The following is a 21861-nucleotide window of genomic DNA, read 5'->3' as shown; positions in this document are numbered from 1 at the left end:
CGCGCGCCTCTTCTCTCGACTCGGCTTGCTCGCCGCGGAGTTCCCGCTCCGGCCGGCCGCGGGAGCCGGCCGGGAAGTCCTCGACGCCGTCCGTGCTCATAAGCTAACCTACCAAACACTTGTTAGGGAAGGACGATTCCGATGCCCGCAGAACGGCCCGCACCGCAGCCCGTCCATTACGAGGTCAGGGGCCCGGTCGCGTACGTGACGATGAACCGGCCGGAGTACCGCAACGCGCAGAACTCGGCGATGACGTACGCCCTCGACTCCGCCTTCTACCGGGCGGCGGACGACGCGGACGTGAAGGTCGTCGTGCTCGCGGGCGCGGGCGAGCACTTCTCTGCGGGGCACGACATCGGGACGCCGGAGCGCGACGCGCACCTGCCGTTCGAGCGGCGGGCCGGACTGTGGTGGGACCACAGCGACAAGCGGGGCGCCGAGTCGCGGTTCGCGCGCGAGTCGGAGGTCTATCTCGGCATGTGCCGGCGCTGGCGCGAGCTGCCGAAGCCGGTGATCGCCTCGGTCCAGGGGGCGTGCGTGGCGGGCGGGTTGATGCTGGCGTGGGTGTGCGACCTGATCGTGGCGAGCGAGGACGCGTTCTTCGCCGACCCGGTCGTGCGGATGGGGATACCGGGCGTCGAGTACTTCGCGCACCCGTGGGTGATGCCGCCGCGGATCGCGAAGGAGTTCCTGTTCACCGGCGAGCGGATGAGCGCGCGCCGCGCGTACGAGGTGGGGATGGTGAACCGGGTGGTGCCGCGCGGCGAACTGGCGGCCGCCACCCGTGACCTGGCGGACCGGGTGGCCGAGATGCCGCGCCTCGGCCTGGCGCTCACCAAGCGCGCGGTGAACCAGGCGGAGGACCTCCAGGGTCTGCACGCGGGCATGGACGCGGTCTTCGGCCTCCACCACCTGGCGCACGCGCACAACGCGGAGACGGCCGCCGACCCGCTCGGTGGCATGGACGTCCGGGCCATGAAGGAGGCGGGCACGCGATGAACCTGGACTTCACGCCGGAGGAGGACGCCTTCCGCGAGGAGGCCAGGCAGTGGCTGGCAGCGCACGTGCCGGCCGAGCCGCTGCCCTCCCTGGAGACCGGCGAGGGCTTCGCCGCGCACCGCGCGTGGGAGGCCGAACTGCACGCGGACCGCTGGTCGGTGGTGTCGTGGCCGCGGGAGTTCGGCGGGCGCGGCGCCGACATCTTCCGGTGGCTGGTCTTCGAGGAGGAGTACTACGCGGCGGGCGCGCCGGGCCGCGTCTCGCAGAACGGCATCAATCTGCTGGCGCCGACCCTCTTCGACCACGCCACGGACGAGCAGCGGGCCCGGGTGCTGCCGTCGATGGCGAGCGGCGAGGTGATCTGGGCGCAGGCGTGGTCGGAGCCGGAGGCGGGCTCCGACCTGGCGTCGCTGCGCGCGCGGGCGGTGCGCACGGACGGCGGCTGGCTGCTGCACGGCCAGAAGACGTGGTCGTCGCGGGCGGCGTTCGCGGACCGGGCGTTCGGCATCTTCCGTACGGACCCGGAGGCGGCGAAGCCGCACCACGGGCTGACGTACCTGATGTTCGATCTGAAGGCGCCCGGTGTCACGGTCCGGCCGATCGGCCGCCTCGACGGGAAGCCGGCGTTCGCGGAGCTGTTCCTGGACGGCGTGTTCGTGCCGGACGAGGACGTGATCGGACAGCCGGGCAACGGCTGGCGGATCGCGATGTCGACGACGGGCAACGAGCGGGGGCTGACCCTGCGCTCCCCCGGCCGCTTCCTCGCCGCGGCGGACCGGCTCGCGCGGCTGTGGCGGGAGCGCGGCGCGGACCCGGCGCTCCGGGGCCGGGTGGCCGACGCGCTGATCGGCGCCCGGGCCTACCAGCTGTTCACGTACGCCAACGCGTCCCGGTTCGCGGCCGGTGAGCGGATCGGCGCGGAGTCGAGCCTGAACAAGGTGTTCTGGTCGGAGTACGACATCGCACTGCACGAGACGGCGCTCGAACTGCTCGGCGCGGACGGCGAGTTGGCGGACGGGGACTGGTCCGAGGGATATGTGTTCTCGCTCGCGGGCCCCATCTACGCGGGGACGAACGAGATCCAGCGCGACATCATCGCCGAGCGGCTGCTCGGCCTGCCGAAGGGGCGCCGCTGATGAGGTTCCTGCTGGAGACGGAGCAGGCCGAGTTCGGCCGCACGCTCGACCGGATGCTGGGCGCGGCGGACACCCCGGCGGCGGTGCGGGCGTGGGCGGGCGGCGACTTCGGGCCCGGGCGGGCGCTGTGGGCGCGGCTCGCGGAGGCCGGGGTGTTCGCGCTCGCGGTCCCCGAGACGCACGAGGGCCTCGGCCTGCTCCCGGTGGAACTCGCGGTGGCCTACGTGGAGTTGGGCCGGCACGCGATGCCGGGTCCGGTGGTGGAGACGGCGGCGGTCGCGGTGCTGCTCGGCGCGCTGCCGGACGGCTCGGGGGTCGCGAAGGAGTGGCTGCCCCGGATCGCGGGCGGGGACGCCGCGGTCACCCTGGCCGCGGGGGCGTACGCACTGGACGCGGACGCGGCCGACGCGGTGTTCGTGGCGGCGGGCGACACGCTGCGGACCGCCGCCGGACACGGGCCGCTGCGGGAGTCGGCCGACCCGGCGCGCCGGCTGTTCGCGGCCGAGGACGGCGAGGTGCTGGCGCGCGGTCCCGAGGTGCGGGCGGCGGTGGCACGGGCGGCGGACCTGGCGACGTTCCTGACGGCGGCGCAGGCGCTCGGCACCGGGCTCGAACTGCTGCGCCGCACCGTCGAGTACGCCCGGCAGCGGGAGCAGTTCGGGGTGCCGATCGGCTCGTTCCAGGCGGTCAAGCACCGGCTCGCGGACGCGCTCATCGGGCTGGAGTTCGCCCGGCCGCTGCTGTTCGGGGCGGCTCTGTCGATGACGTCGGCGGACATCGCGGCGGCCAAGGCGGCGGCGGGCGACGCGGCGTACGCGGCGGCCCGCGCGGCCCTCCAGCTGCACGGCGCCGTGGGGTACACGGAGGAGCTCGACCTGTCCCTGTGGCTCAGGAAGGCACGCCCGCTGCGGGACGCGTGGTGGTCTCCGGCGGTGTGCCGGGCGCGGGTGACCGGGTCGCCGTGAGGATGTCCGTGAGGGAGGCCCGCGATCCCTGCAACCGGTCGATGCGCTCCTCGATGTCCCGCAGCTGGTCGAGGAGCATCGGCGTCAGGCACGGCTCGACCTCGGCCTCGCTGCCGCACACGCAGGTGAGGATCTCGCCGATGACCCGGGTGGGCAGCCCCGCGTCGAGGAACGCGCGGATGCGGCGCACGGTGCGCGGGGCCTCCGCGTCGTACACGCGCTGCCCGCCCGCGGTGCGCCCGGGAGTGAGCAGGCCCTGCTCCTCGTAGTAGCGCAGCAGCCGCACCCCGACGCCGGTCACCCTCGACAGCTCACCGATCTTCATCCCGCATCCCCCTGTGAGTGATGTGCGCCACAGTCCCTTGAACCTCACATCCATGTGAGTTCATAGCGTTCCCGTCATGACGAACACAGCGAACACGACGACCGCCACGACGACCAGCACCACTTTCGCACTCGGCTCCGACCTTCCCGTCTCCCGCATCGGCTACGGCACGATGCGCCTCGCCGACGCCCCCGCCGACCGGTACGGCTCGGGCGCGCCCATCTGGCGCGGGCCCACCGACCGGACCGCCGCGATCGCCCTGCTGCGGCGGGCGGCCGAGCTGGGCGTCACCCTTTTCGACACGGCCGACGCCTACGCCCTCGGGGCGAGCGAGGAGCTCATCGCCGAGGCGCTGCACCCGTACGAGGGGCAGGTCGCGGTGGCCACGAAGATCGGTGTCGTCCGGCCCTCGCCCACGGAGTGGGTGCCGCTCGGCCACCCGGCCTATCTGCGCCAGCAGGCCGAACTGGCGCTGCGGCGGCTGCGGGTGGAGCGCATCGACCTGCTCCAGCTGCACCGCGTCGACCCGCAGTACCCGCTCGCGGACCAGATCGGCGCGCTCAAGCAGCTCCAGGAGGAGGGGAAGGCGCGGCACATCGGACTGTCCGAGGTGAGCGTCGAGCAGATCGAGGAGGCCGAGGCGATCACGCCGGTGGCGAGCGTCCAGAACCTCTACAACCTGCAGACCCGCGACCACGAGGCGGTCGTCGAGCACACGGCGGCCCGCGGCATCGCCTTCGTCCCGTGGTTCCCGATCGCGATGGGCGCGCACGCGGGGGCCGACAGCCCGGTGGCGGCCGTGGCCGCGGAGATCGAGGCGACGCCGTCGCAGGTGGCGCTGGCCTGGCAGCTGCACCGCTCCCCGAACATCCTGCCCATCCCCGGCACCTCGTCCCCCGCCCACCTGGAGGAGAACCTCGGCGCTCTCCGACTCGCCCTGTCCGACGAGCAGTTCAGGCAGATCGACGGGTGAGCCCGGCGAGCTTGTCGGGGTTGACCTGGAAGCGCAGCTCCTGGATGCGGCCGTCGACCGCCTCCAGGGCGAGCGCGCCGACCGGGTACCCGTCGACGGTGAACAGCACGCCGGACTGCCCGTTGATCCCCGCGGCCTCGCCGCGCACCGCCTCCAGGCCGGGCTTGGCGAGGACGCCGAGGAACCAGCGGGCGACGTGGTCGGGGCCGTACAGAGGGCGGCGCGCGGCGGTCACCTTGCCGCCGCCGTCCGACCAGGCGGTGACGTCGGGGGCGAGCAGCTCCAGCATCGCGTTCAGGTCGCCGCCGGTGCAGGCCGCGAGGAACTTCTCGGTGATCTCGCGGCGCGCCCCGTCGTCGGTGTCGTAGCGGGGGCGGCGTGCCTGGACATGGGAGCGGGCCCGGTGGCCGGTCTGCCGCACGGTGGCCTCGGCGCGGTCGGTGGCGTCGGCGATCTCCGCGTAAGAGAAGCCGAACGCCTCGCGGAGCACGAACACGGCGCGTTCCAGCGGGGAGAGCGACTCCAGGACCACCAGCAGCGCCAGCGACACGGACTCGGCGGTCTCCACCTCCTCGGCCGCGTCCGGTTCGTTCCCGAGGCCGGTACCGAGGCCGGCGCCGAGGCCGGTGAGCAGCGGCTCGGGGAGCCAGGGGCCGACGTACGTCTCGCGCCGGGCACGGGCCGACGTCAGTCTGGTCAGGCAGAGGTTGGTGACGATCCGGACGAGATACGCGCGCGGGTTGCCGACCGTCGACCGGTCCACGGCCGCCCACTTGATCCACGCGTCCTGGAGGACGTCCTCCGTGTCGGCGACGCTGCCGAGCATCCGGTAGGCGGTGCCGAACAGCAGCCGGCGGTGCGTCACGAAGACGTCGTCGTCGGTGGCGCCGGCGGCGCCCGGGTCGCCCATGCCGCCTGCGTCGCCCGTGTCGCCGGATTTCTCGATCACGCGGTCAGGCTGCCAGCGCCCCGGCGCGCGCGGCAAGTGCGCGGACGCCCTCGACGCTGCTCCGGTACGTGGGCCGCCAGCCGAGCCCCTCGGCGGCCTTGGCGTTGGCCATGCGCAGGTCGGTGGTCATCATGCTGTGCGCGAGCGGCGCGGCGCGCAGCAGCCAGGCCGGGACGGTCGGCGGCCGCGGTGTGCCGAACGCCTCGGCGATCGCCCGCAGGTGCGTGCTGAAGGAGACGGCCTCGTCCTCGCAGACGTTGTACGCCTCCCCCGCCCGGCCGCCGGTGACCGAGGCGGCCACCGCCCGTGCGGCGTCGGTGAGTTCGACCCACGACTGGGCCCGGCCGCGGTCGGCGACGGTGGGCAGCCTGCGGGCGCGCAGCAGCGGCACCATGTGGGTGTCGGTGGTGCCGCCGCCGTAGAAGAGGCCGAAGCGCAGGGCGATCCCCTCGATGCCGTCGGCGGTGAAGGTGAGTTCCTCCTTGGTCCGCATGGCGCCGACGTGGCGCTCCAGCGGGGCGGTGCGCCCGCGCGGCCCGAAGGGGGTGCCGTCCTCGGTGACGGGGGCGCCGCCGTGGTCCCCGTAGCCGTAGCCGAACATCATCGACTCGGCGACGAAGCGGCGGGCGCCGGTGGCGCGGGCGGCGGCGAGCAGGTTGACGGTGCCGGTCGTGCGCAACTCGTCGGTGGGATACATGTCCTGATGGCGCGTCATGGACTTGCCGCCGATGGCGGTAGCGGCGTGCACGACGACGTCGAAGCCGCGTCCGTCGACGGCGCGCAGGACGGCTTCCCGGTCGAGGAGGTCGGCGCGGGCGTCGTTGGCGGCGCCCCGGCCGAGCCTGGTCACCTCGTGGCCGTCGGCGCGCAGCGCGTCGGTGGCGAGGGTGCCGAGGGTGCCGCTGCCGCCCGCGAGCAGAACCTTCATGGTGTCCTCCAGAGTCCGTCGGTCCGTGCGGTCGGCCATGGGACTGCCGGGCCGCCCGGAACGTGACACACCTCGGAGTGACCCGCGTCACACGCCGGTGACCACGGCGACCGGCCCCTTCGCCAGCAGGTGCGCACGGCCGTCGACCAGCGCGGCGTCGTACCGCCCGAGAGTCCGGCCCCCGAGCTCCGCGCCCGCGTCGGACAGGGCGACGACGAGCGCGGCCTCCACGGGCAGGGCGCCGCGGACGACGGCGACGGCGGGCGGCGCGGCGACGGCGTCCCGGCGCCACATGACGTTGAAGTTGACGACGGGCCCGCCGAGCAGCCGGCAGTCGGTGGCCACGTCACCGGCGAAGTCCCGTGGCTCGTAAGGCGATTCGACGAGATGGGGCCGGCCTGCGACGGTCAGCTCCATCCCGCCGCCCTCGACCATGGTGAGCGTCCGGTCGACGCCGGGGAACGCGGAGAACGGTCCGTCCCCCGCCACCTCGGCGAGGCTGACCCGCCACCGGAAGTCGGCCGTGCCCGCGCCCTCGGGCGCACCGGCGATCTCACGCGTCACCCCGCCGCCGTTCTTCCAGGGCATCGCGGTACGGGCCGCGGCGGGCAGCAGACGGACGACGACCTCGTGGTTCATGGGCGCAGACGCTACGCGACCGTGACCCACCCGGGCCGACCCGGCCCCGCCCGCTTCGCTATTTTGTTCGCCGCCCCATGTACGTGACGATCTCGCGTGTACGTGACGATCTCGCACTTGACGACCTCCAGGAGCCGGCCGTGGAGCCCACGCCCCAGTCCGCCACGACGCCGACGTGCTATCGGCACGCCGACACCGAGACGCACATCAACTGCACGCGCTGCGAGCGTCCGATATGCCCGCAGTGCATGCGGGACGCGGCCGTCGGCTTCCAGTGCCCGGAGTGCGTGCACGAGGGCAGCCGCTCGGTGCGCCAGGCCCGCACGGTGGCCGGCGGCCGGATCTCGGCCGTGCCGCTGGTGACGTACGCGCTGATGGCGGTGAACGTCCTCGCCTACCTCGGCGAGACGGTCTACCCCGGCATCGTCGAGCGCCTCCGGATGGTGGGCATCGGCCTCGTCGGACCGGACGGCGGGCGGTACGTCCCCCAGGACGCGTTCCCCCCGGACTTCCACACCGACGGGGTCGCGACCGGCGAGTGGTACCGGCTGCTGACCGGCGCGTTCCTCCACCTGCCGCCCACCGAGGGCCTGTTCGGCGTCCTGCACATCGCCCTGAACATGTGGACGCTGTGGAACCTGGGCCGGGTCGTCGAGTCCCAGCTGGGCCGCGTCCGCTATCTCGCGCTGTACCTGATCTCGGCGCTCGGCAGCTCGGTCCTGGTGCTGCTGATCGCCCCGGAGGCCCCGACGGTCGGCGCGTCGGGCGCCATCTTCGGGCTCGGCGCGGCGTACTACGTGATCGCGCGGCGGCTCGGCGCGGACATGCGCGGCGTCAACCGGTTCATGGCGTACTTCCTGTTGTGGATGCTGATCTCGGCCGGATTCACGTCGTGGCAGGGACACCTGGGCGGATTGCTGACGGGCGGTCTGGTGACGGCGGCCCTCGTGTACGCGCCGCGCCGACGGCGGGACGCGGTGCAGGCGGTCGCGTGCGTGGGCGTGGTGGCCCTGGCGCTGCTCCTGGCGGCACTCAAGGTGGCGGCCCTCACCTAGGCCCCACGGACGACTCGAGGACCGGACACCCGTAGCAGCCCCGCACGTCCGTCCCCTTACTCTGTCCCGCATGAAACGCGCAGGATGTCTGGTCCTCTCCTTCATCGCCGCGGCCCCCCTGGCCACAGCGGCGGTCTTCTTCCTGTCCCCCGACGGCGAGAACGACGGTTCCCCGGCCCTCCCGAAGTCGTCGGCCAGTGCCGGCTACGACGACGGCAAGTCGGCCACGGAGCGCGAGGCCGACGACAAGCTGATCGCGAGCCTGCCGCCCGGCCTCGCGGCCACGGAGAAGAAGGAGCTGGCCCAGCAGATCGTCGCCAGTGCCGAGAACTCCACGCTCGACTGGCGCGGCCAGTACGGCTACATCGAGGACATAGCCGACGGCCAGGGCTACACGGCGGGCATCATCGGGTTCTGCACCGGCACCCACGACCTGCTGACCCTGGTCGAGCGCTACACGAAGGCCCACCCCGACAACGGCCTGAAGAAGTACCTCCCCGCCCTGCGCGAGGTCGACGGCTCCGACTCCCACGAGGGCCTCGACCCCGGCTTCACCGCGGCCTGGAAGAAGGAGGCCGGCGTCAAGGCCTTCCGCGACGCCCAGAACACCGAGCGCGATCGCGTCTACTTCAACCCGGCGGTCCGCCTCGCCAAGCTCGACGGCCTGGGCACGCTCGGTCAGTTCGTCTACTACGACGCGATGGTCTTCCACGGGCCCGGCACCGGCCCCACCGGCTTCTACGGCCTGCGCGAAGCGGCGATCAAGGAAGCCGACACCCCGTCACAGGGCGGCAAGGAGAAGACGTACCTCGACATCTTCCTCGACCTGCGCCGCAAGGCGATGAAGGAGCGGAAGGCGGACATCGACACCAGCCGCATCGACACCGCCCAGCGCCGCTTCCTCTACGACGGGAACCTCGCCCTCAAGACGCCGCTCACGTGGCAGGTCTACGGCGAAACGTTCCGCGTGCCGTAGTTCACGAGCATTCCGCCCCGTGACCGCCACCTCATCTGTGAAGATGACGTGTCGAATTCACGGTGCTCTCGTGTGCACCACCATGCCCAAAAGGGGACAACACATGACCATACGCCCCACCTTGGCCGCCGCCTCCGCGCTCTCCGTCACCGTGGTGGCGGCCGTGGCCCTGCTGGGAGCGGCCCCCGCGTACGCGACCGAGTACAGCTCGGCCCTGAAGGTCCGCGGGGTCCAGTACGACGCGCCGGGGCGCGACGACAACCGGTGCTCCGGCGGCAACACCGCGCAGGAGTACCTGACGATCAAGAACTACTCCAGGACCGCGACGGTGAACCTCAAGGGGTACGTGGTCAAGGACGCGACCGGCAACACGTTCACCTTCACCAAGAGCCACAGCCTCCAGCCCGGCGACTACGTGCGCCTGCGCGGCGGCCGGGGCACGGACTCGGACGCGAAGAACGTGGTCTACCGCAACAACTGCAACTTCCTCTGGAACAACGCGGGCGACACGATCTACCTCTACAAGCCGGCCGGCAGCCACGCGGACACGCACAAGTACACGAAGTCCGCCAACGACCGCGACGGCAACGGGTACATCGGCTTCCACGCCTGACCCGTCCGGGCCGCACGCCCGGCCCGCCCCGTGCAACCTGCACCGCACCCGTCGACGTCCCCGTACACGGGTGTCACACACGCCCACTAATCTCGAACGCGCGGACAAGATCAGGGCAGTTGCGGCGGGACGAAGGGTGCACGGGGGATGGGCTACACGATTCCGGGCTGGCTGGACGAGATCCTGGAGTTCATCGGGATCAACTTCCCGAACGTGGATGAGGACGACTACCGCGAAATGGCCGACGCCATGCGGGAGTTCGCGGAGAAGTTCGAGGGTCACGGCGGTGACGCGCACAAGGCGTTCGCCCGGATCCTGTCCTCCTCCGAGGGCTGGGCCGTCGACTCCATGGAGAAGCACTGGAACCAGATCAAGGCCAGCCATCTGGAGAAACTCCCGGAGCTGGCACGGCTGTTCGCGGACGCCTGTGACGTCCTGGCCGAGATCATCGAGTGGATGAAGCACAAGGCCGAGGCCGAACTCGCCATCATGGCGGGCTCGGTGGGCCTGTCCATCGGTCTGGCCTGGGTCACCGGCGGTCTGTCCGCGATCCTGGGCGCGGCCGAGATCGCCGCGATGCGCCAGGTCGTCAAGCGCATCATCGACGAGGCGGTGGACCGGATCGTCGAGGAGGTCATCGCCAAGCTGACCGAGCCGGTCAACGCCAAGCTGGAGGCGATGGTCGAGGACATGGTCCTGGACCTGGCCGAGGGCGCGTTCACCATGCCGCCCGCCGACGGCAGCGGCGGCGGACACGAGGGCAAGGGCGGGCACGGCGGGATGAACCTCGCCTCGGCCGGCGGCGGGGGCGGTGGCGGGGCGCAGAAGCGGACCCGTATCGACCACTTCGAGTTCGAGGACGGCGCGGGCAAGGTCTCCCGGCACGGCACCGACCTGCACACCGCCTCCTCCGACCCGCTGGGCCGGGTCAGGGGCGCGTTCGGCCGCAGCAAGGGCCGCGACCCGTTCACGCAGACCTTCGACAGCGTGCTGCACGGCGCGCTCAAGGGGTCCGAGAAGGCCCTGAAGAAGATCAGCAAGCACATCACGGAGACCGTCCCCGAACGGGTCAAGGGCGCCTCGCGCACCCACAAGGGCAAGGACCACGACGTCCGCGACAAGGTCGACGCGATCGACGGCGGCAAGAAGGGCGACGGCAAGGGCGGCCGGGGCGGGAAGTCCGACTCCGGCTCCCCGCTGAAGATCGACGCCGCCCGCAAGAACGACCCCGATCTCGTCGACCGCGCCAAGGACGCCCGCGCGTTCCGGGACAAGGAGTTCTGCGGCGACCCCATCGACATGGCGTCCGGTCAGATGGCCATGGCGCAGACCGACGTCGAACTGGCCGGCGTGCTCCCCCTCGTGCTGCGCCGCACCCATCTCACCGGCTACGCGCACGGGATCGCCTTCGGCCCGTCCTGGGCCTCCACCCTCGACGAGCGCCTGGAGGCCGACCCGTCCGGGACCGGTGTGTGGTGGCGTCGCGAGGACGGCTCCAGCCTCTACTACCCGCGTACCCCGGACATCGTCGGCGACCGCGTCGACCCGGTCGCCGGCGAACCCCTGCCCCTGACGTACCTCTCCCACGGCACCTCGTACGTCCTCGTCGTCGAGGACCCGTACACGGACCTGACCCGGCACTTCGAACCCGCCGCGACCGGCGAGGGGACGTGGTGGCTCACCCGCACCGAGGACCGCAACCACAACCACGTCGTCATCGAGCGCGACGAGAACGACACGCTGGTGGACGTGGCGCACTCCGGCGGCTACCGCATCCGCGTCGACACCGCCGACGACGGGCCCGCCGTCACCGGACTGCTGCTGGTCACCGAGGACGGCCCGCTGCGGCTGCGCGGATTCGCCTACGACGACACGTCGGGCGACCTCGTCGAGGTCCGCAACGCCGTCGACGCCGCCACCCGCTTCGGTTACGACGACGCGCACCGCATCACCGGCTGGCGCGACAGCAACGACACCGAGTTCCGCTACGTCTACGACGCCCTCGGCCGCGCGGTGGAGACGCACGGCAGCGACGGCATCCTCGACTCCCGCATCACGTACGGGGACCGGCAGGCCGACGGCACGACCACCGTCACGTACACCGACTCCCTCGGCCACGCCACGGTCTACCGGGCCAACCACCTCGGCCAGATCGTCGCGACCACCGACCCCCTCGGCCACACCGCCACCCAGACCTGGGACAGCCGCGACCGGCTGCTCAGCCGCACCGACCCGGACGGCCACACCACGCGGTGGACCTGGGACGACGCCGGCAACCTCACGGCCGCCCACGAGGCCGACGGCACGGTCACCACCGCCGAGTACGACGAGCGGGGCCTGCCGCTCGTCATGACCGCCCCCGACGGCGCCGTGTGGCGCTGCGAGTACGACACCGCGGGGAACAACACGGCGGTGCTCGCCCCGGACGGCACGGCCACCCGGTACACGCACGACGAGCGCGGCGCCATCACCTCGATCACCGACGCGCTCGGGTCCACGGAGGCCTTCCGGCCCGACCCGGCGGGCCTGCCGATGGCCCGCACCGACGCCCTCGGCAACACCTGGACGTTCACCCGGGACGCGTTCCGCCGCCCCACGTCCATGACCGATCCGCTGGGCGCGGTCACCCGGATGGAATGGAGCGCCGAGGGCCGGCTCGTGCGCCGGGTGGAACCGGACGGCAGCGAGCAGCTGTGGACGTACGACGGCGAGGGGAACCGGCTGACCGAGACCACGGCCGGGGTCGGCACCACCCGCTTCGAGTACACCCACTTCGGGCTGCTGGCCGCCCGCGTCCGGCCCGGCGGCGCCCGGCACACCTTCGCCTACGACACCGAGATGCGCCTCCTGAAGGTGCACAACTCGGCTTCACTGACGTGGAGTTACGACTACGACCCGGCGGGCCGGGTGGTCGGCGAGACGGACTTCGACGGCCGCACCCTCAGCTACCGCCACGACGCCACCGGCCGCACGGTCACCCGCACCAACCCGCTCGGGCAGAGCGTCACCCAGTACCGCGACGCACTGGGCCGCCTCACCGCGAAGGACGTCGACGGGGAGCGCACCGACTTCGACTACGACGCGGCAGGCCGGCTGCTGCGGGCCCGCTCCGCGCACTCCTCCCTGGAGATGGAGTGGGACGCGCAGGGCCGGCTCACCGCCGAGACGGTCGACGGCCGCACCCACCGCTACGCCTACGACGCGGTCGGCCGGCGCACCGGCCGCACCACGCCGAGCGGCGCGGCGACGCGGCAGACGTACGACCCCGCGGGCAACCGCACCGACCTGGAACTCGCCGGCCGCGCACTGCGGTTCACCCATGACGCGGTCGGCCGGGAGGTCACCCGGGCCTTCGGTCCGCAGGACCACGCCGTCACGCTGGCCACCTCCTGGGACGCCCTCGGCCGGGTCAGCGAGCAGAGCCTCACCGCCCGGGGCGGGGCCGTGCGCGCCCGCGCGTACACCTACCGGCCCGACCACCATCTCCTCGCCGTCACCGACCGCACCGGCGGCGGGGAGCGGCGGTTCACCCTCGACGCCGACGGCCGCCCCACCGGCGTCGACGCGCACGGCTGGAGCGAGCGCTACCTCTACGACAGCGAGGGCAACCAGACGGAGGCCGACTGGCCCGACAAGGCGCCGCACCCGGACGCGCGCGGCTCCCGCGGCTACGACGGGAACCGGCTGCGCTTCGCCGGCGCCCTGCACTACACGTACGACGCGGCGGGCCGCGTCGTCGAGCGCCGCCGCAAGCGGCTGTCCCACAAGCCCGACGTCTGGCGCTACGCCTGGGACGCCGAGGACCGGCTGACCTCCTGCACCACGCCGGACGGCACGCTGTGGACGTACGCGTACGACGCCTTCGCCCGCCGCACCGCGAAGCGCCGGCACGCCGCCGACGGGACGGTGGCCGAGGAGACCGTCTTCTCCTGGGACGGCGGCCGGCTCTCCGAGCAGACCGACAGCACCACGCAGACGACGCTGACCTGGGAGTACGACGGCATCCGGCCGTTGGCGCAGATGGAGTCCCGGCCGGCCGCGGGCGCGGCCCAGGACGAGATCGACTCCCGGTTCTTCGCCATCGTCACCGATCTCATCGGCACCCCGACCGAACTCGTCGACGACACCGGCGAGATCGCCTGGCACAGCCGCACCGTCCAGTGGGGCGCCACCGCGTGGAGCCGCGGGTCCAGCGCGTACACACCGCTGCGCCACCCCGGCCAGTACGCGGACCCCGAGACCGGCCTCCACTACAACCACTTCCGCCACTACGACCCCGAGCCGGGCCGCTACGTCACGCCCGACCCGCTGGGCCTGGACCCCGCGCCCAACCCGGCCGGGTACGTGGACAATCCGGCCACCATGGCAGACCCGATGGGTCTGGCCCCCTGCATGCAGTCCATGCAGGACATGGCCCAGAAGATCAACAACCTGAAGAAGGAGGGCATCGCGCGCGACCGGCAGACCGTCGCGGTCATCCACGCGCAGACGCCGAACGGCCCGGTCACGTTCGTGGCGGGCACGAGCAAGAGCAAGCTCACCAAGGACCAGATCGCGCTGGCCAAGAAGATGGGACTCGTGCCCCTGCCCAACGACGAGTACCTGAAGATCCCCAAGGGCGAGGAGGGGGGCCACGCCGAGCAGAACATCCTGCACTTCCTGCACCGCAGGAACCTGGCGGCGGGCGGCGACGCCGGCTGGCTCCCCTCCCACGGCGCCGCGTCGAACGTCGTGTGCGACAAGTTCTGCTCGCCGATCATCCGCAAGACCTTCGGGGCTATGTTTGGGCAGGTGTATCCGGGGACCCAGGGGACGCAGCAGATGCAGTTCTACTGGCCGGCCCGGCACACCCCCTGACCCGGCACCGCACCAGAACCCAGGAGAGACGCACACATGGCACCGTCCCGCCCCACGGTCGACCTGCTGGCCGAGGAGGAGTTCGCCGGGTACGGCGAGTGCTCCTCCGGGTACGACTCGTTCCTCACCCGTGACGGCGCGAACTGGCTGGTCGCCCGGACCGGGGACACCATCGCGGTGGCCCGCGTCGCCGCCGATACCGGGCGGGTCCTGGACGAGGTCCGGCGCTGGCCGCGCCTCCGGCCGGACGGCGGCCGCGCGTACGCCTCGCCGCTGCCGGACGGCGGCCTCGCGGTGGTCGGCGACGGACTGGTCACCGTGTACGAGGCGGACGCCCGGGTGCGCTGGACCCATGAGTTCACGCCGTGGACGGCCGGTACCGGGGCGAGTCCGGCCTGCGTCGCCGACCCGGCCGGCCGGCGCCTCCTCGTCACCACGCCGGGGGATCTGACGGCCCGCCCCTACCCCGGTGACCTGTGCGTGGCGCTCGACCTGGCCGACGGCCGGCCCGTCGGCCGGGCCCAGTTGCCGTCCGCGTCGGCGGGCTACGCCTTCAAGCAGTCCCTGACGCACCCGGCGCAGCTCCTCCTCGACGCGGCGCAGGGCGACACGTTCTTCACGCTGGCGATCGGCGCGGCGGGCGGCGGACTCTCGGCGGACCGGACCGGTCTGCCGACCGAACTGGCCGCGGGGGTCGGGCTCGGCGGCGCCTTCCTCCACCTGGACGTGGGCGGCGAGTGGCTCAGCCGGTACGAGGCCGGGCAGCCGGAGGTCCGGGTCGATGCCGAGGACGTGCTGCCGGAGGACTTCCGGTTCGTCGGCTACCGCACGGGATTCCTCGACGAGGGCCGGGTGCTCGCCGCGGCGGCCGAGGAGGAGGACTCGGACGAGAACAGCCATCTGCTCCTGGACGGCCGCACGCTGGCGCCGGTCGCCGAGCTCGACTATCCCGGCACGGTCGCGTACGACCCGCTCGCCCTCGGCGACGGCACGTGGCTGACGGTGGAGGACGACACGCTGCGCCGGTGGCGGCCGGCCTGAACCGGGCCCGGACGCACCGCGACGCCCGCCCACGCGTCCGGTCGGGGACAGTTGGGGCGAGCGTCGCGCTCAGTTCCGTACGCCGTTGTACGGGACGTCTTTTGACGGTCCGTCAGGACCGTGGTGTCAGACCGCCAGGGCGCGGTCCGTCGGGCGGATCGGGGCCGGGAGCTCGGAGGCTCCGCTCAGGAAGGCGTCGACGCCGCGGGCGGCCGAGCGGCCCTCGGCGATCGCCCAGACGATGAGCGACTGGCCGCGGCCCGCGTCACCGGCGACGAAGACACCGGGGACGTTGGTCTGGAAGTCGGCGTCGCGGGCGATGTTGCCGCGCTCGTCGAGGTCCAGGCCGAACTGGGAGACGAGACCGTTCTCCTGGTCGGTGCCGGTGAAGCCCATGGCGAGGGTGACCAGCTGGGCGGGGATCTTGCGCTCCGTGCCCGGCTGCGGCGTCAGCTTGCCGTCGACGAACTCGACCTCGGTGAGGTGCAGCCACTGGACGTTGCCGTCCTCGTCGCCCTCGAAGTGGGTCGTCGAGACGGAGTAGACGCGCTCGCCGCCCTCCTCGTGGGCCGAGGTGACCTTGTAGAGCATCGGGAAGGTCGGCCACGGCTGCGAGACCGGGTTCCGGTCGTCGTTCGGCCGCGGCATGATCTCCAGCTGCGTGACCGAGGCCGCGCCCTGGCGGTGGGCGGTGCCCACGCAGTCCGCGCCGGTGTCACCGCCGCCGATGACGACGACGTGCTTGCCCTCGGCGGTGATGGGGGGCTGCACGAAGTCGCCCTCCTGCACCTTGTTGGAGAGCGGCAGGTACTCCATCGCGAAGTGGATGCCGTTCAGCTCGCGGCCGGGGACCGGCAGGTCGCGGGAGATGGTGGCACCGGCGGCGACGACGACCGCGTCGTAGCGCTTGCGCAGCTTCGCGGCGTCGATGTCGCGGCCGATCTCCACACCCGTACGGAACTTGGTGCCCTCCGCGCGCATCTGCTCGATGCGGCGGTTGATGTGGCGCTTCTCCATCTTGAACTCGGGGATGCCGTAGCGGAGCAGACCGCCGATGCGGTCCGCGCGCTCGTACACGGCGACCGTGTGACCGGCCCGCGTCAGCTGCTGGGCGGCGGCCAGACCGGCCGGGCCCGAACCGATGACCGCGACCGTCTTGCCGGACAGGCGCTCCGGGGCCTGCGGGGCGACGTCGCCCGCGTCCCACGCCTTGTCGATGATCGAGACCTCGACGTTCTTGATGGTCACGGCCGGCTGGTTGATGCCGAGCACGCACGCCGACTCGCACGGAGCCGGGCAGAGCCGCCCGGTGAACTCCGGGAAGTTGTTCGTCGCGTGCAGGCGCTCCTGCGCGGCGGACCAGTCCTCGCGGTACGCGAAGTCGTTCCACTCGGGGATCAGGTTCCCCAGCGGGCAGCCGTTGTGACAGAACGGGATGCCGCAGTCCATGCAGCGGGACGCCTGCTTGCTGATGATGGGGAGCAGGGAGCCCGGAACGTAGACCTCGTTCCAGTCCCTGAGCCGCTCGCCGACCGGACGGGTCGTGGCGACCTCGCGCCCGTGGTTGAGAAAGCCCTTGGGATCAGCCATTGGTCGCCGCCTCCATCATCTTCTCGGTGATCTCGGTCTCCGAGAGACCGGCTCGCTCGGCGGCGTCCTTGGCGGCGAGCACTGCCTCGTACGTACTGGGAATGATCTTGCTGAAGCGCTCCACCGCGGTGGACCACTCGGCGAGGAGCTTCTCGGCGACCGTGGAGCCGGTCTCCTCCGCGTGGCGGCGCACGACGTCGTGCAGCCACTGCTTGTCGGTGTCGTCGAGGGCCCCGACCGCCGCCTGGCTGGCGACGTTGACGTTGTGGGGGTCGAGGTCGATGACGTACGCGATGCCGCCCGACATGCCGGCCGCGAAGTTGCGGCCCGTCTCGCCGAGGACCACCGCGTGGCCACCGGTCATGTACTCGCAGCCGTGGTCGCCCACGCCCTCCGAGACGACCGTGGCGCCGGAGTTGCGGACGCAGAAGCGCTCGCCGGTGCGGCCGCGCAGGAACAGCTCGCCGCCCGTCGCGCCGTACGCGATGGTGTTGCCGGCGATCGTCGAGTACTCGGCGAGGTGGTCGGCGCCGCGGTCCGGGCGGACGATGATCCGGCCGCCGGAGAGGCCCTTGCCGACGTAGTCGTTGGCGTCGCCCTCCAGGCGCAGCGTCACACCGCGCGGCACGAACGCGCCGAACGACTGGCCCGCCGAGCCCGTGAAGGTGATGTCGATCGTGTCGTCGGGCAGGCCCGCGCCACCGAACTTCTTCGTCACCTCGTGGCCGAGCATCGTGCCGACCGTGCGGTTGATGTTGCGGATGGCGACCTGGGCGCGCACCGGCTGGGCGTCGGCCTGGTCACCGGCGGCGAGGGCGTCGGCGGCGAGCTTGATCAGCTCGTTGTCGAGCGCCTTCTCCAGGCCGTGGTCCTGCGTGATCAGCTGGTGGCGGACGGCGCCGTCCGGCAGCTCGGGGACGTAGAAGAGCGGCTCCAGGTCGAGGCCCTGCGCCTTCCAGTGGTCCACGGCCCGCTCGGTGTCGAGGAGTTCGGCGTGGCCGACGGCCTCCTCGATGGTGCGGAAGCCCAGCTCCGCGAGGAGCTCGCGGACCTCTTCGGCGATGAACTCGAAGAAGTTCACGATGAACTCGGGCTTGCCGGCGAAGCGGTCGCGCAGCGTCGGGTTCTGCGTGGCGATGCCGACCGGGCAGGTGTCCAGGTGGCAGACGCGCATCATGACGCAGCCGGAGACGACGAGCGGCGCGGTCGCGAAACCGAACTCCTCGGCGCCGAGCAGCGCGGCGATGACGACGTCGCGGCCGGTCTTCAGCTGGCCGTCGGTCTGCACGACGATGCGGTCGCGCAGGCCGTTGAGCAGCAGCGTCTGCTGGGTCTCGGCGAGGCCGAGCTCCCAGGGACCGCCCGCGTGCTTCAGCGACGTGAGCGGCGAGGCGCCCGTGCCGCCGTCGTGACCCGAGATGAGGACGACGTCCGCGTGCGCCTTGGAGACACCCGCGGCGACCGTGCCCACGCCGACCTCGGAGACCAGCTTCACGTGGATGCGGGCCGACGGGTTGGCGTTCTTGAGGTCGTGGATCAGCTGGGCGAGATCCTCGATGGAGTAGATGTCGTGGTGCGGCGGCGGGGAGATGAGGCCCACGCCCGGCGTCGAGTGACGCGTCTTGGCGACCCACGGGTAGACCTTGTGGCCGGGCAGCTGGCCGCCCTCGCCGGGCTTGGCGCCCTGGGCCATCTTGATCTGGATGTCGTCGGCGTTGACCAGGTACTCCGAGGTCACGCCGAAGCGGCCGGAGGCGACCTGCTTGATCGACGAGCGGCGCGCCGGGTCGTACAGGCGCTCCGGGTCCTCGCCGCCCTCACCGGTGTTGGACTTGCCGCCCAGCTGGTTCATGGCGATGGCGAGGGTCTCGTGGGCCTCGCGCGAGATGGAGCCGTACGACATGGCGCCGGTCGAGAACCGCTTGACGATCTCGGAGACCGACTCGACCTCGTCGATCGAGATGGGCTCGCGGTCGCTCTTGAAGCCGAACAGGCCGCGCAGCGTCATCAGACGCTCCGACTGCTCGTTCACCCGGCCCGTGTACTTCTTGAAGATGTCGTAGCGGCGCGAGCGCGTCGCGTGCTGGAGGCGGAAGACCGTCTCCGGGTCGAACAGGTGCGGCTCGCCCTCGCGGCGCCACTGGTACTCGCCGCCGATGTCGAGGGCACGGTGCGCGGGCGCGATGCCGGAAGCGGGGTACGCCTTGGCGTGCCGGGCGGCGACCTCCTCGGCGACGACGTCGAGACCGGCGCCGCCGATCTTGGTGGCCGTGCCGTTGAAGTACTTCTCGACGAAGGCCTCGTCGAGGCCGACGGCCTCGAAGACCTGCGCGCCGCGGTAGGAGGCGACGGTCGAGATGCCCATCTTGGACATGACCTTGAGGACGCCCTTGCCGAGCGCGTAGATCAGGTTGCGGATCGCCGTCTCGGCGCCGCCGTCCTCGTCGGCCGGCAGGAACGTGCCGGCGCGGACCAGGTCCTCCACCGACTCCATCGCCAGGTACGGGTTGACGGCCGCGGCACCGAAGCCGATCAGGAGCGCGACGTGGTGCACCTCGCGCACGTCACCGGCCTCGACGAGCAGGCCCACCTCGGTGCGCTGCTTCGTGCGGATGAGGTGGTGGTGGACGGCCGCGGTGAGCAGCAGCGACGGGATCGGCGCGTGCTCGGCGTCCGAGTGCCGGTCCGAGAGGACGATCAGCCGGGCGCCGGCCTCCAGGGCGGCGTCGGCCTCGGCGCAGATCTCCTCGATCCGGGCGGCGAGCGCGTCGCCGCCGCCGGAGACCCGGTACAGGCCGGACAGGGTCACGGCCTTCATGCCGGGCATGTCGCCGTCGGCGTTGATGTGGATGAGCTTGGCCAGCTCGTCGTTGTCGATGACCGGGAACGGCAGGGTCACGGACCGGCAGGAAGCGGCCGTCGGCTCCAGCAGGTTGCTGCCCGGGCCGAGCGAGGAGCGCAGCGAGGTGACGAGCTCCTCGCGGATCGCGTCCAGCGGCGGGTTCGTGACCTGCGCGAACAGCTGGGTGAAGTAGTCGAAGAGCAGGCGCGGGCGCTGCGAGAGGGCCGCGATCGGGGTGTCCGTGCCCATCGAACCGATCGGCTCGGCACCGGCCTTGGCCATCGGCGCGAGGATGATGCGCAGCTCTTCCTCGGTGTAGCCGAAGGTCTGCTGGCGGCGCGTGACGGACGCGTGCGTGTGCACGATGTGCTCGCGCTCGGGCAGGTCGGAGAGCTCGATCTCACCGGCTTCGAGCCAGTCGGCGTACGGCTGCTCCGCGGAGAGGCCGGCCTTGATCTCGTCGTCCTCGATGATGCGGTGCTCGGCGGTGTCGACGAGGAACATCTTGCCGGGCTGGAGGCGGCCCTTGCGGACGACCTTCGCCGGGTCGATGTCCAGGACGCCGACCTCGGAGCCGAGGACGACGAGGCCGTCGTCGGTCACCCAGTAGCGACCGGGGCGCAGACCGTTGCGGTCGAGAACGGCGCCGACCTGGGTGCCGTCGGTGAAGGTGACACAGGCCGGGCCGTCCCAGGGCTCCATCATCGTGGAGTGGTACTGGTAGAAGGCGCGCCGGGCCGGGTCCATGGAGTCGTGGTTCTCCCACGCCTCCGGGATCATCATCAGGACGCTGTGCGGAAGCGAACGCCCGCCGAGGTGCAGCAGTTCGAGCACCTCGTCGAAGGACGCGGAGTCCGAGGCGTCCGGCGTACAGATCGGGAAGATCCGCTCCAGCTTCTCCGTGCCGAACAGCTCGGAGGCGAGCTGCGACTCGCGGGCCCGCATCCAGTTGCGGTTGCCCTTGACGGTGTTGATCTCACCGTTGTGCGCGACGAAGCGGTACGGGTGCGCGAGTGGCCACGACGGGAAGGTGTTCGTGGAGAAGCGCGAGTGGACGAGCGCGACGGCCGACGTGAAGCGGCGGTCGGACAGGTCGGGGAAGAAGGGCTCCAGCTGGCCGGTGGTCAGCATGCCCTTGTAGACGATGGTGCGGGCGGAGAGCGAGGGGAAGTACACCCCGGCCTCGCGCTCGGCACGCTTGCGCAGCACGAACGCCTTGCGGTCGAGGACGATGTCCTTCGACGCGCCGTCGGCCACGAAGATCTGCCGGAAGGCCGGCATCGTCGAGCGGGCGGTGGCACCGAGCAGCTCGGGGGCGACCGGGACCTCGCGCCAGCCGAGGACGTCCAGGCCCTCTTCGGCGGCGATCGTCTCGATCTGCGAGACCGCGTTCTCGGCCTCCTCGGTGGCGTCGGCCCCGGGCAGGAAGGCGATACCGACGGCGTACGCACCGGCCTCGGGCAGGTCGAAGTCGACCGCCTCGCGCAGGAACGCGTCCGGAACCTGGGACAGGATGCCGGCGCCGTCACCCGAGTCGGGCTCGGAGCCGGTGGCACCGCGGTGCTCCAGGTTGCGCAGGACTGTGAGCGCCTGCTCGACCAGCGTGTGGCTCGCCTCACCGGTGAGGGTGGCCACGAAGCCGACGCCACAGGCGTCGTGCTCGTTGCGCGGGTCGTACATGCCCTGGGCGGCAGGGCGAGCATCCATGTGCGACCAGTTCTGGCCGCTGTTGGAGTGCTGGGACGGCTGGCGCGGCGTACGCATCGGCTCTCCCGTCGTCGTCGTGGCAAAGGTGCATGCCGAGGGACGACGTTGGCCCTCTGCGAAATACGTGCTGCGGCAAAATTTCGTGCAGGTTACATGATGGAGCGATTCTCGGGAACCGGATACTTCGTTCCAACATGCGGACACCGCGGGTGGCGGCGGAAGAGGCCTCGCCGGGCAGATCGGTGACCGGGGGGCGGGGTGCTGCG

General features: G+C 71.9%; 15 protein-coding genes. 9 read left to right on the top strand and 6 right to left on the bottom strand.

The features are described 5' to 3' along the window. Positions 1-141 precede the first annotated feature (141 nt). From M4J07_RS01915 to M4J07_RS01905, 3 genes are read left to right on the top strand one after another with little or no spacing between them, the layout of a single operon-like run. Positions 142-999 (top strand): enoyl-CoA hydratase, encoded by an 858-nt coding sequence (locus tag M4J07_RS01915; protein ID WP_255966362.1) that lies wholly within the window; start codon positions 142-144, stop codon positions 997-999. Continuing rightward, positions 996-2135, top strand: a complete 1140-nt coding sequence (locus M4J07_RS01910) for an acyl-CoA dehydrogenase family protein (RefSeq protein ID WP_255966359.1) — start codon at positions 996-998, stop codon at positions 2133-2135. Before M4J07_RS01915 ends, M4J07_RS01910 begins: the two co-directional genes overlap by 4 nt. Next, the gene (locus M4J07_RS01905; RefSeq protein ID WP_255966357.1) at positions 2135-3100 is read left to right on the top strand and encodes an acyl-CoA dehydrogenase; all 966 of its coding nucleotides are present in this window, start codon (positions 2135-2137) and stop codon (positions 3098-3100) included. Before M4J07_RS01910 ends, M4J07_RS01905 begins: the two co-directional genes overlap by 1 nt. On the opposite strand, the gene M4J07_RS01900 is transcribed toward M4J07_RS01905, so the two are convergent. After that, on the bottom strand, positions 3024-3425 hold the full coding sequence (locus M4J07_RS01900; RefSeq protein ID WP_255966355.1) for a MerR family transcriptional regulator: 402 nt from the start codon (positions 3423-3425) through the stop codon (positions 3024-3026). The two genes, M4J07_RS01905 and M4J07_RS01900, sit on opposite strands and share 77 nt — an antisense overlap. A 76-nt stretch (positions 3426-3501) precedes the next feature. On the opposite strand from M4J07_RS01900, the gene M4J07_RS01895 reads away from it, so the two are divergent. Further along, positions 3502-4398 (top strand): aldo/keto reductase, encoded by an 897-nt coding sequence (locus M4J07_RS01895; RefSeq protein ID WP_255966352.1) that lies wholly within the window; start codon positions 3502-3504, stop codon positions 4396-4398. On the opposite strand, the gene M4J07_RS01890 is transcribed toward M4J07_RS01895, so the two are convergent. The 3 genes from M4J07_RS01890 to M4J07_RS01880 form a co-directional block, all read right to left on the bottom strand. Then, positions 4379-5308, bottom strand: coding sequence for an RNA polymerase sigma-70 factor (locus M4J07_RS01890; RefSeq protein WP_255966415.1), 930 nt, complete (start codon positions 5306-5308; stop codon positions 4379-4381). The genes M4J07_RS01895 and M4J07_RS01890 overlap by 20 nt on opposite strands. 43 nt (positions 5309-5351) lie before the next feature. Continuing rightward, positions 5352-6275 carry an NAD-dependent epimerase/dehydratase family protein gene (locus tag M4J07_RS01885; protein WP_255966350.1) on the bottom strand — a complete coding sequence of 308 codons (924 nt, stop codon included), beginning with the start codon at positions 6273-6275 and terminating at the stop codon, positions 5352-5354. Between the two features lie 87 nt (positions 6276-6362). Further along, positions 6363-6914: a HutD/Ves family protein gene (locus M4J07_RS01880; protein ID WP_255966348.1), complete on the bottom strand. Its 552-nt coding sequence runs from the start codon at positions 6912-6914 to the stop codon at positions 6363-6365. A 140-nt stretch (positions 6915-7054) separates the two neighbouring features. Here M4J07_RS01880 and M4J07_RS01875 point away from each other — a divergent pair, with 140 nt between their 5' ends. From M4J07_RS01875 to M4J07_RS01855, 5 genes are all read left to right on the top strand, one after another. Further along, entirely contained in the window at positions 7055-7969 is a 915-nt protein-coding gene (locus M4J07_RS01875; protein ID WP_255966346.1) for a rhomboid family intramembrane serine protease, read from the top strand. 70 nt (positions 7970-8039) lie between these two features. Beyond that, positions 8040-8945: a chitosanase gene (locus tag M4J07_RS01870; RefSeq protein WP_255966344.1), complete on the top strand. Its 906-nt coding sequence runs from the start codon at positions 8040-8042 to the stop codon at positions 8943-8945. A 103-nt stretch (positions 8946-9048) separates the two neighbouring features. Next, a complete protein-coding gene (locus M4J07_RS01865; RefSeq protein ID WP_255966342.1) occupies positions 9049-9558 on the top strand; it encodes a lamin tail domain-containing protein in 510 nt (169 codons plus the stop codon). A 147-nt stretch (positions 9559-9705) separates the two neighbouring features. Beyond that, the gene (locus M4J07_RS01860; protein ID WP_255966340.1) at positions 9706-14415 is read left to right on the top strand and encodes a DUF6531 domain-containing protein; all 4710 of its coding nucleotides are present in this window, start codon (positions 9706-9708) and stop codon (positions 14413-14415) included. 36 nt (positions 14416-14451) lie between these two features. Further along, entirely contained in the window at positions 14452-15456 is a 1005-nt protein-coding gene (locus M4J07_RS01855) for a hypothetical protein (protein WP_255966338.1), read from the top strand. Between the two features lie 126 nt (positions 15457-15582). Here the strand turns inward: M4J07_RS01855 and M4J07_RS01850 are convergent, their stop codons facing one another. Both M4J07_RS01850 and gltB read right to left on the bottom strand, forming a co-directional pair. Further along, a complete protein-coding gene (locus tag M4J07_RS01850) occupies positions 15583-17046 on the bottom strand; it encodes a glutamate synthase subunit beta (RefSeq protein ID WP_255966335.1) in 1464 nt (487 codons plus the stop codon). Continuing rightward, complete coding sequence (gene gltB, locus M4J07_RS01845) at positions 17039-21652, bottom strand: glutamate synthase large subunit (RefSeq protein ID WP_255966333.1); 4614 nt, start codon at positions 21650-21652, stop codon at positions 17039-17041. Before gltB ends, M4J07_RS01850 begins: the two co-directional genes overlap by 8 nt. Positions 21653-21861: the final 209 nt, after the last annotated feature.

This window comes from Streptomyces longispororuber (genome assembly GCF_024448165.1).
Classification (GTDB): domain Bacteria; phylum Actinomycetota; class Actinomycetes; order Streptomycetales; family Streptomycetaceae; genus Streptomyces; species Streptomyces longispororuber_A.
The sequence above is the reverse complement of the archived record's forward strand: the minus strand, read 5'-3'. Positions and strand labels throughout refer to the sequence as shown.

What these genes read in the sequence shown, in the direction of transcription:
- M4J07_RS01905 (WP_255966357.1), top strand. Translation starts at nt 2,135, where the DNA reads ATGAGGTTCCTGCTGGAGACGGAGCAGGCCGAGTTCGGCCGCACGCTC.
- M4J07_RS01895 (WP_255966352.1), top strand. Translation starts at nt 3,502, where the DNA reads ATGACGAACACAGCGAACACGACGACCGCCACGACGACCAGCACCACT.
- M4J07_RS01855 (WP_255966338.1), top strand. Translation starts at nt 14,452, where the DNA reads ATGGCACCGTCCCGCCCCACGGTCGACCTGCTGGCCGAGGAGGAGTTC.
- M4J07_RS01910 (WP_255966359.1), top strand. Translation starts at nt 996, where the DNA reads ATGAACCTGGACTTCACGCCGGAGGAGGACGCCTTCCGCGAGGAGGCC.
- M4J07_RS01885 (WP_255966350.1), bottom strand. Translation starts at nt 6,275, where the DNA reads ATGAAGGTTCTGCTCGCGGGCGGCAGCGGCACCCTCGGCACCCTCGCC.
- M4J07_RS01915 (WP_255966362.1), top strand. Translation starts at nt 142, where the DNA reads ATGCCCGCAGAACGGCCCGCACCGCAGCCCGTCCATTACGAGGTCAGG.
- M4J07_RS01880 (WP_255966348.1), bottom strand. Translation starts at nt 6,914, where the DNA reads ATGAACCACGAGGTCGTCGTCCGTCTGCTGCCCGCCGCGGCCCGTACC.
- M4J07_RS01860 (WP_255966340.1), top strand. Translation starts at nt 9,706, where the DNA reads ATGGGCTACACGATTCCGGGCTGGCTGGACGAGATCCTGGAGTTCATC.
- M4J07_RS01870 (WP_255966344.1), top strand. Translation starts at nt 8,040, where the DNA reads ATGAAACGCGCAGGATGTCTGGTCCTCTCCTTCATCGCCGCGGCCCCC.
- M4J07_RS01865 (WP_255966342.1), top strand. Translation starts at nt 9,049, where the DNA reads ATGACCATACGCCCCACCTTGGCCGCCGCCTCCGCGCTCTCCGTCACC.
- M4J07_RS01900 (WP_255966355.1), bottom strand. Translation starts at nt 3,425, where the DNA reads ATGAAGATCGGTGAGCTGTCGAGGGTGACCGGCGTCGGGGTGCGGCTG.
- gltB (WP_255966333.1), bottom strand. Translation starts at nt 21,652, where the DNA reads ATGCGTACGCCGCGCCAGCCGTCCCAGCACTCCAACAGCGGCCAGAAC.
- M4J07_RS01850 (WP_255966335.1), bottom strand. Translation starts at nt 17,046, where the DNA reads ATGGCTGATCCCAAGGGCTTTCTCAACCACGGGCGCGAGGTCGCCACG.
- M4J07_RS01890 (WP_255966415.1), bottom strand. Translation starts at nt 5,308, where the DNA reads ATGGGCGACCCGGGCGCCGCCGGCGCCACCGACGACGACGTCTTCGTG.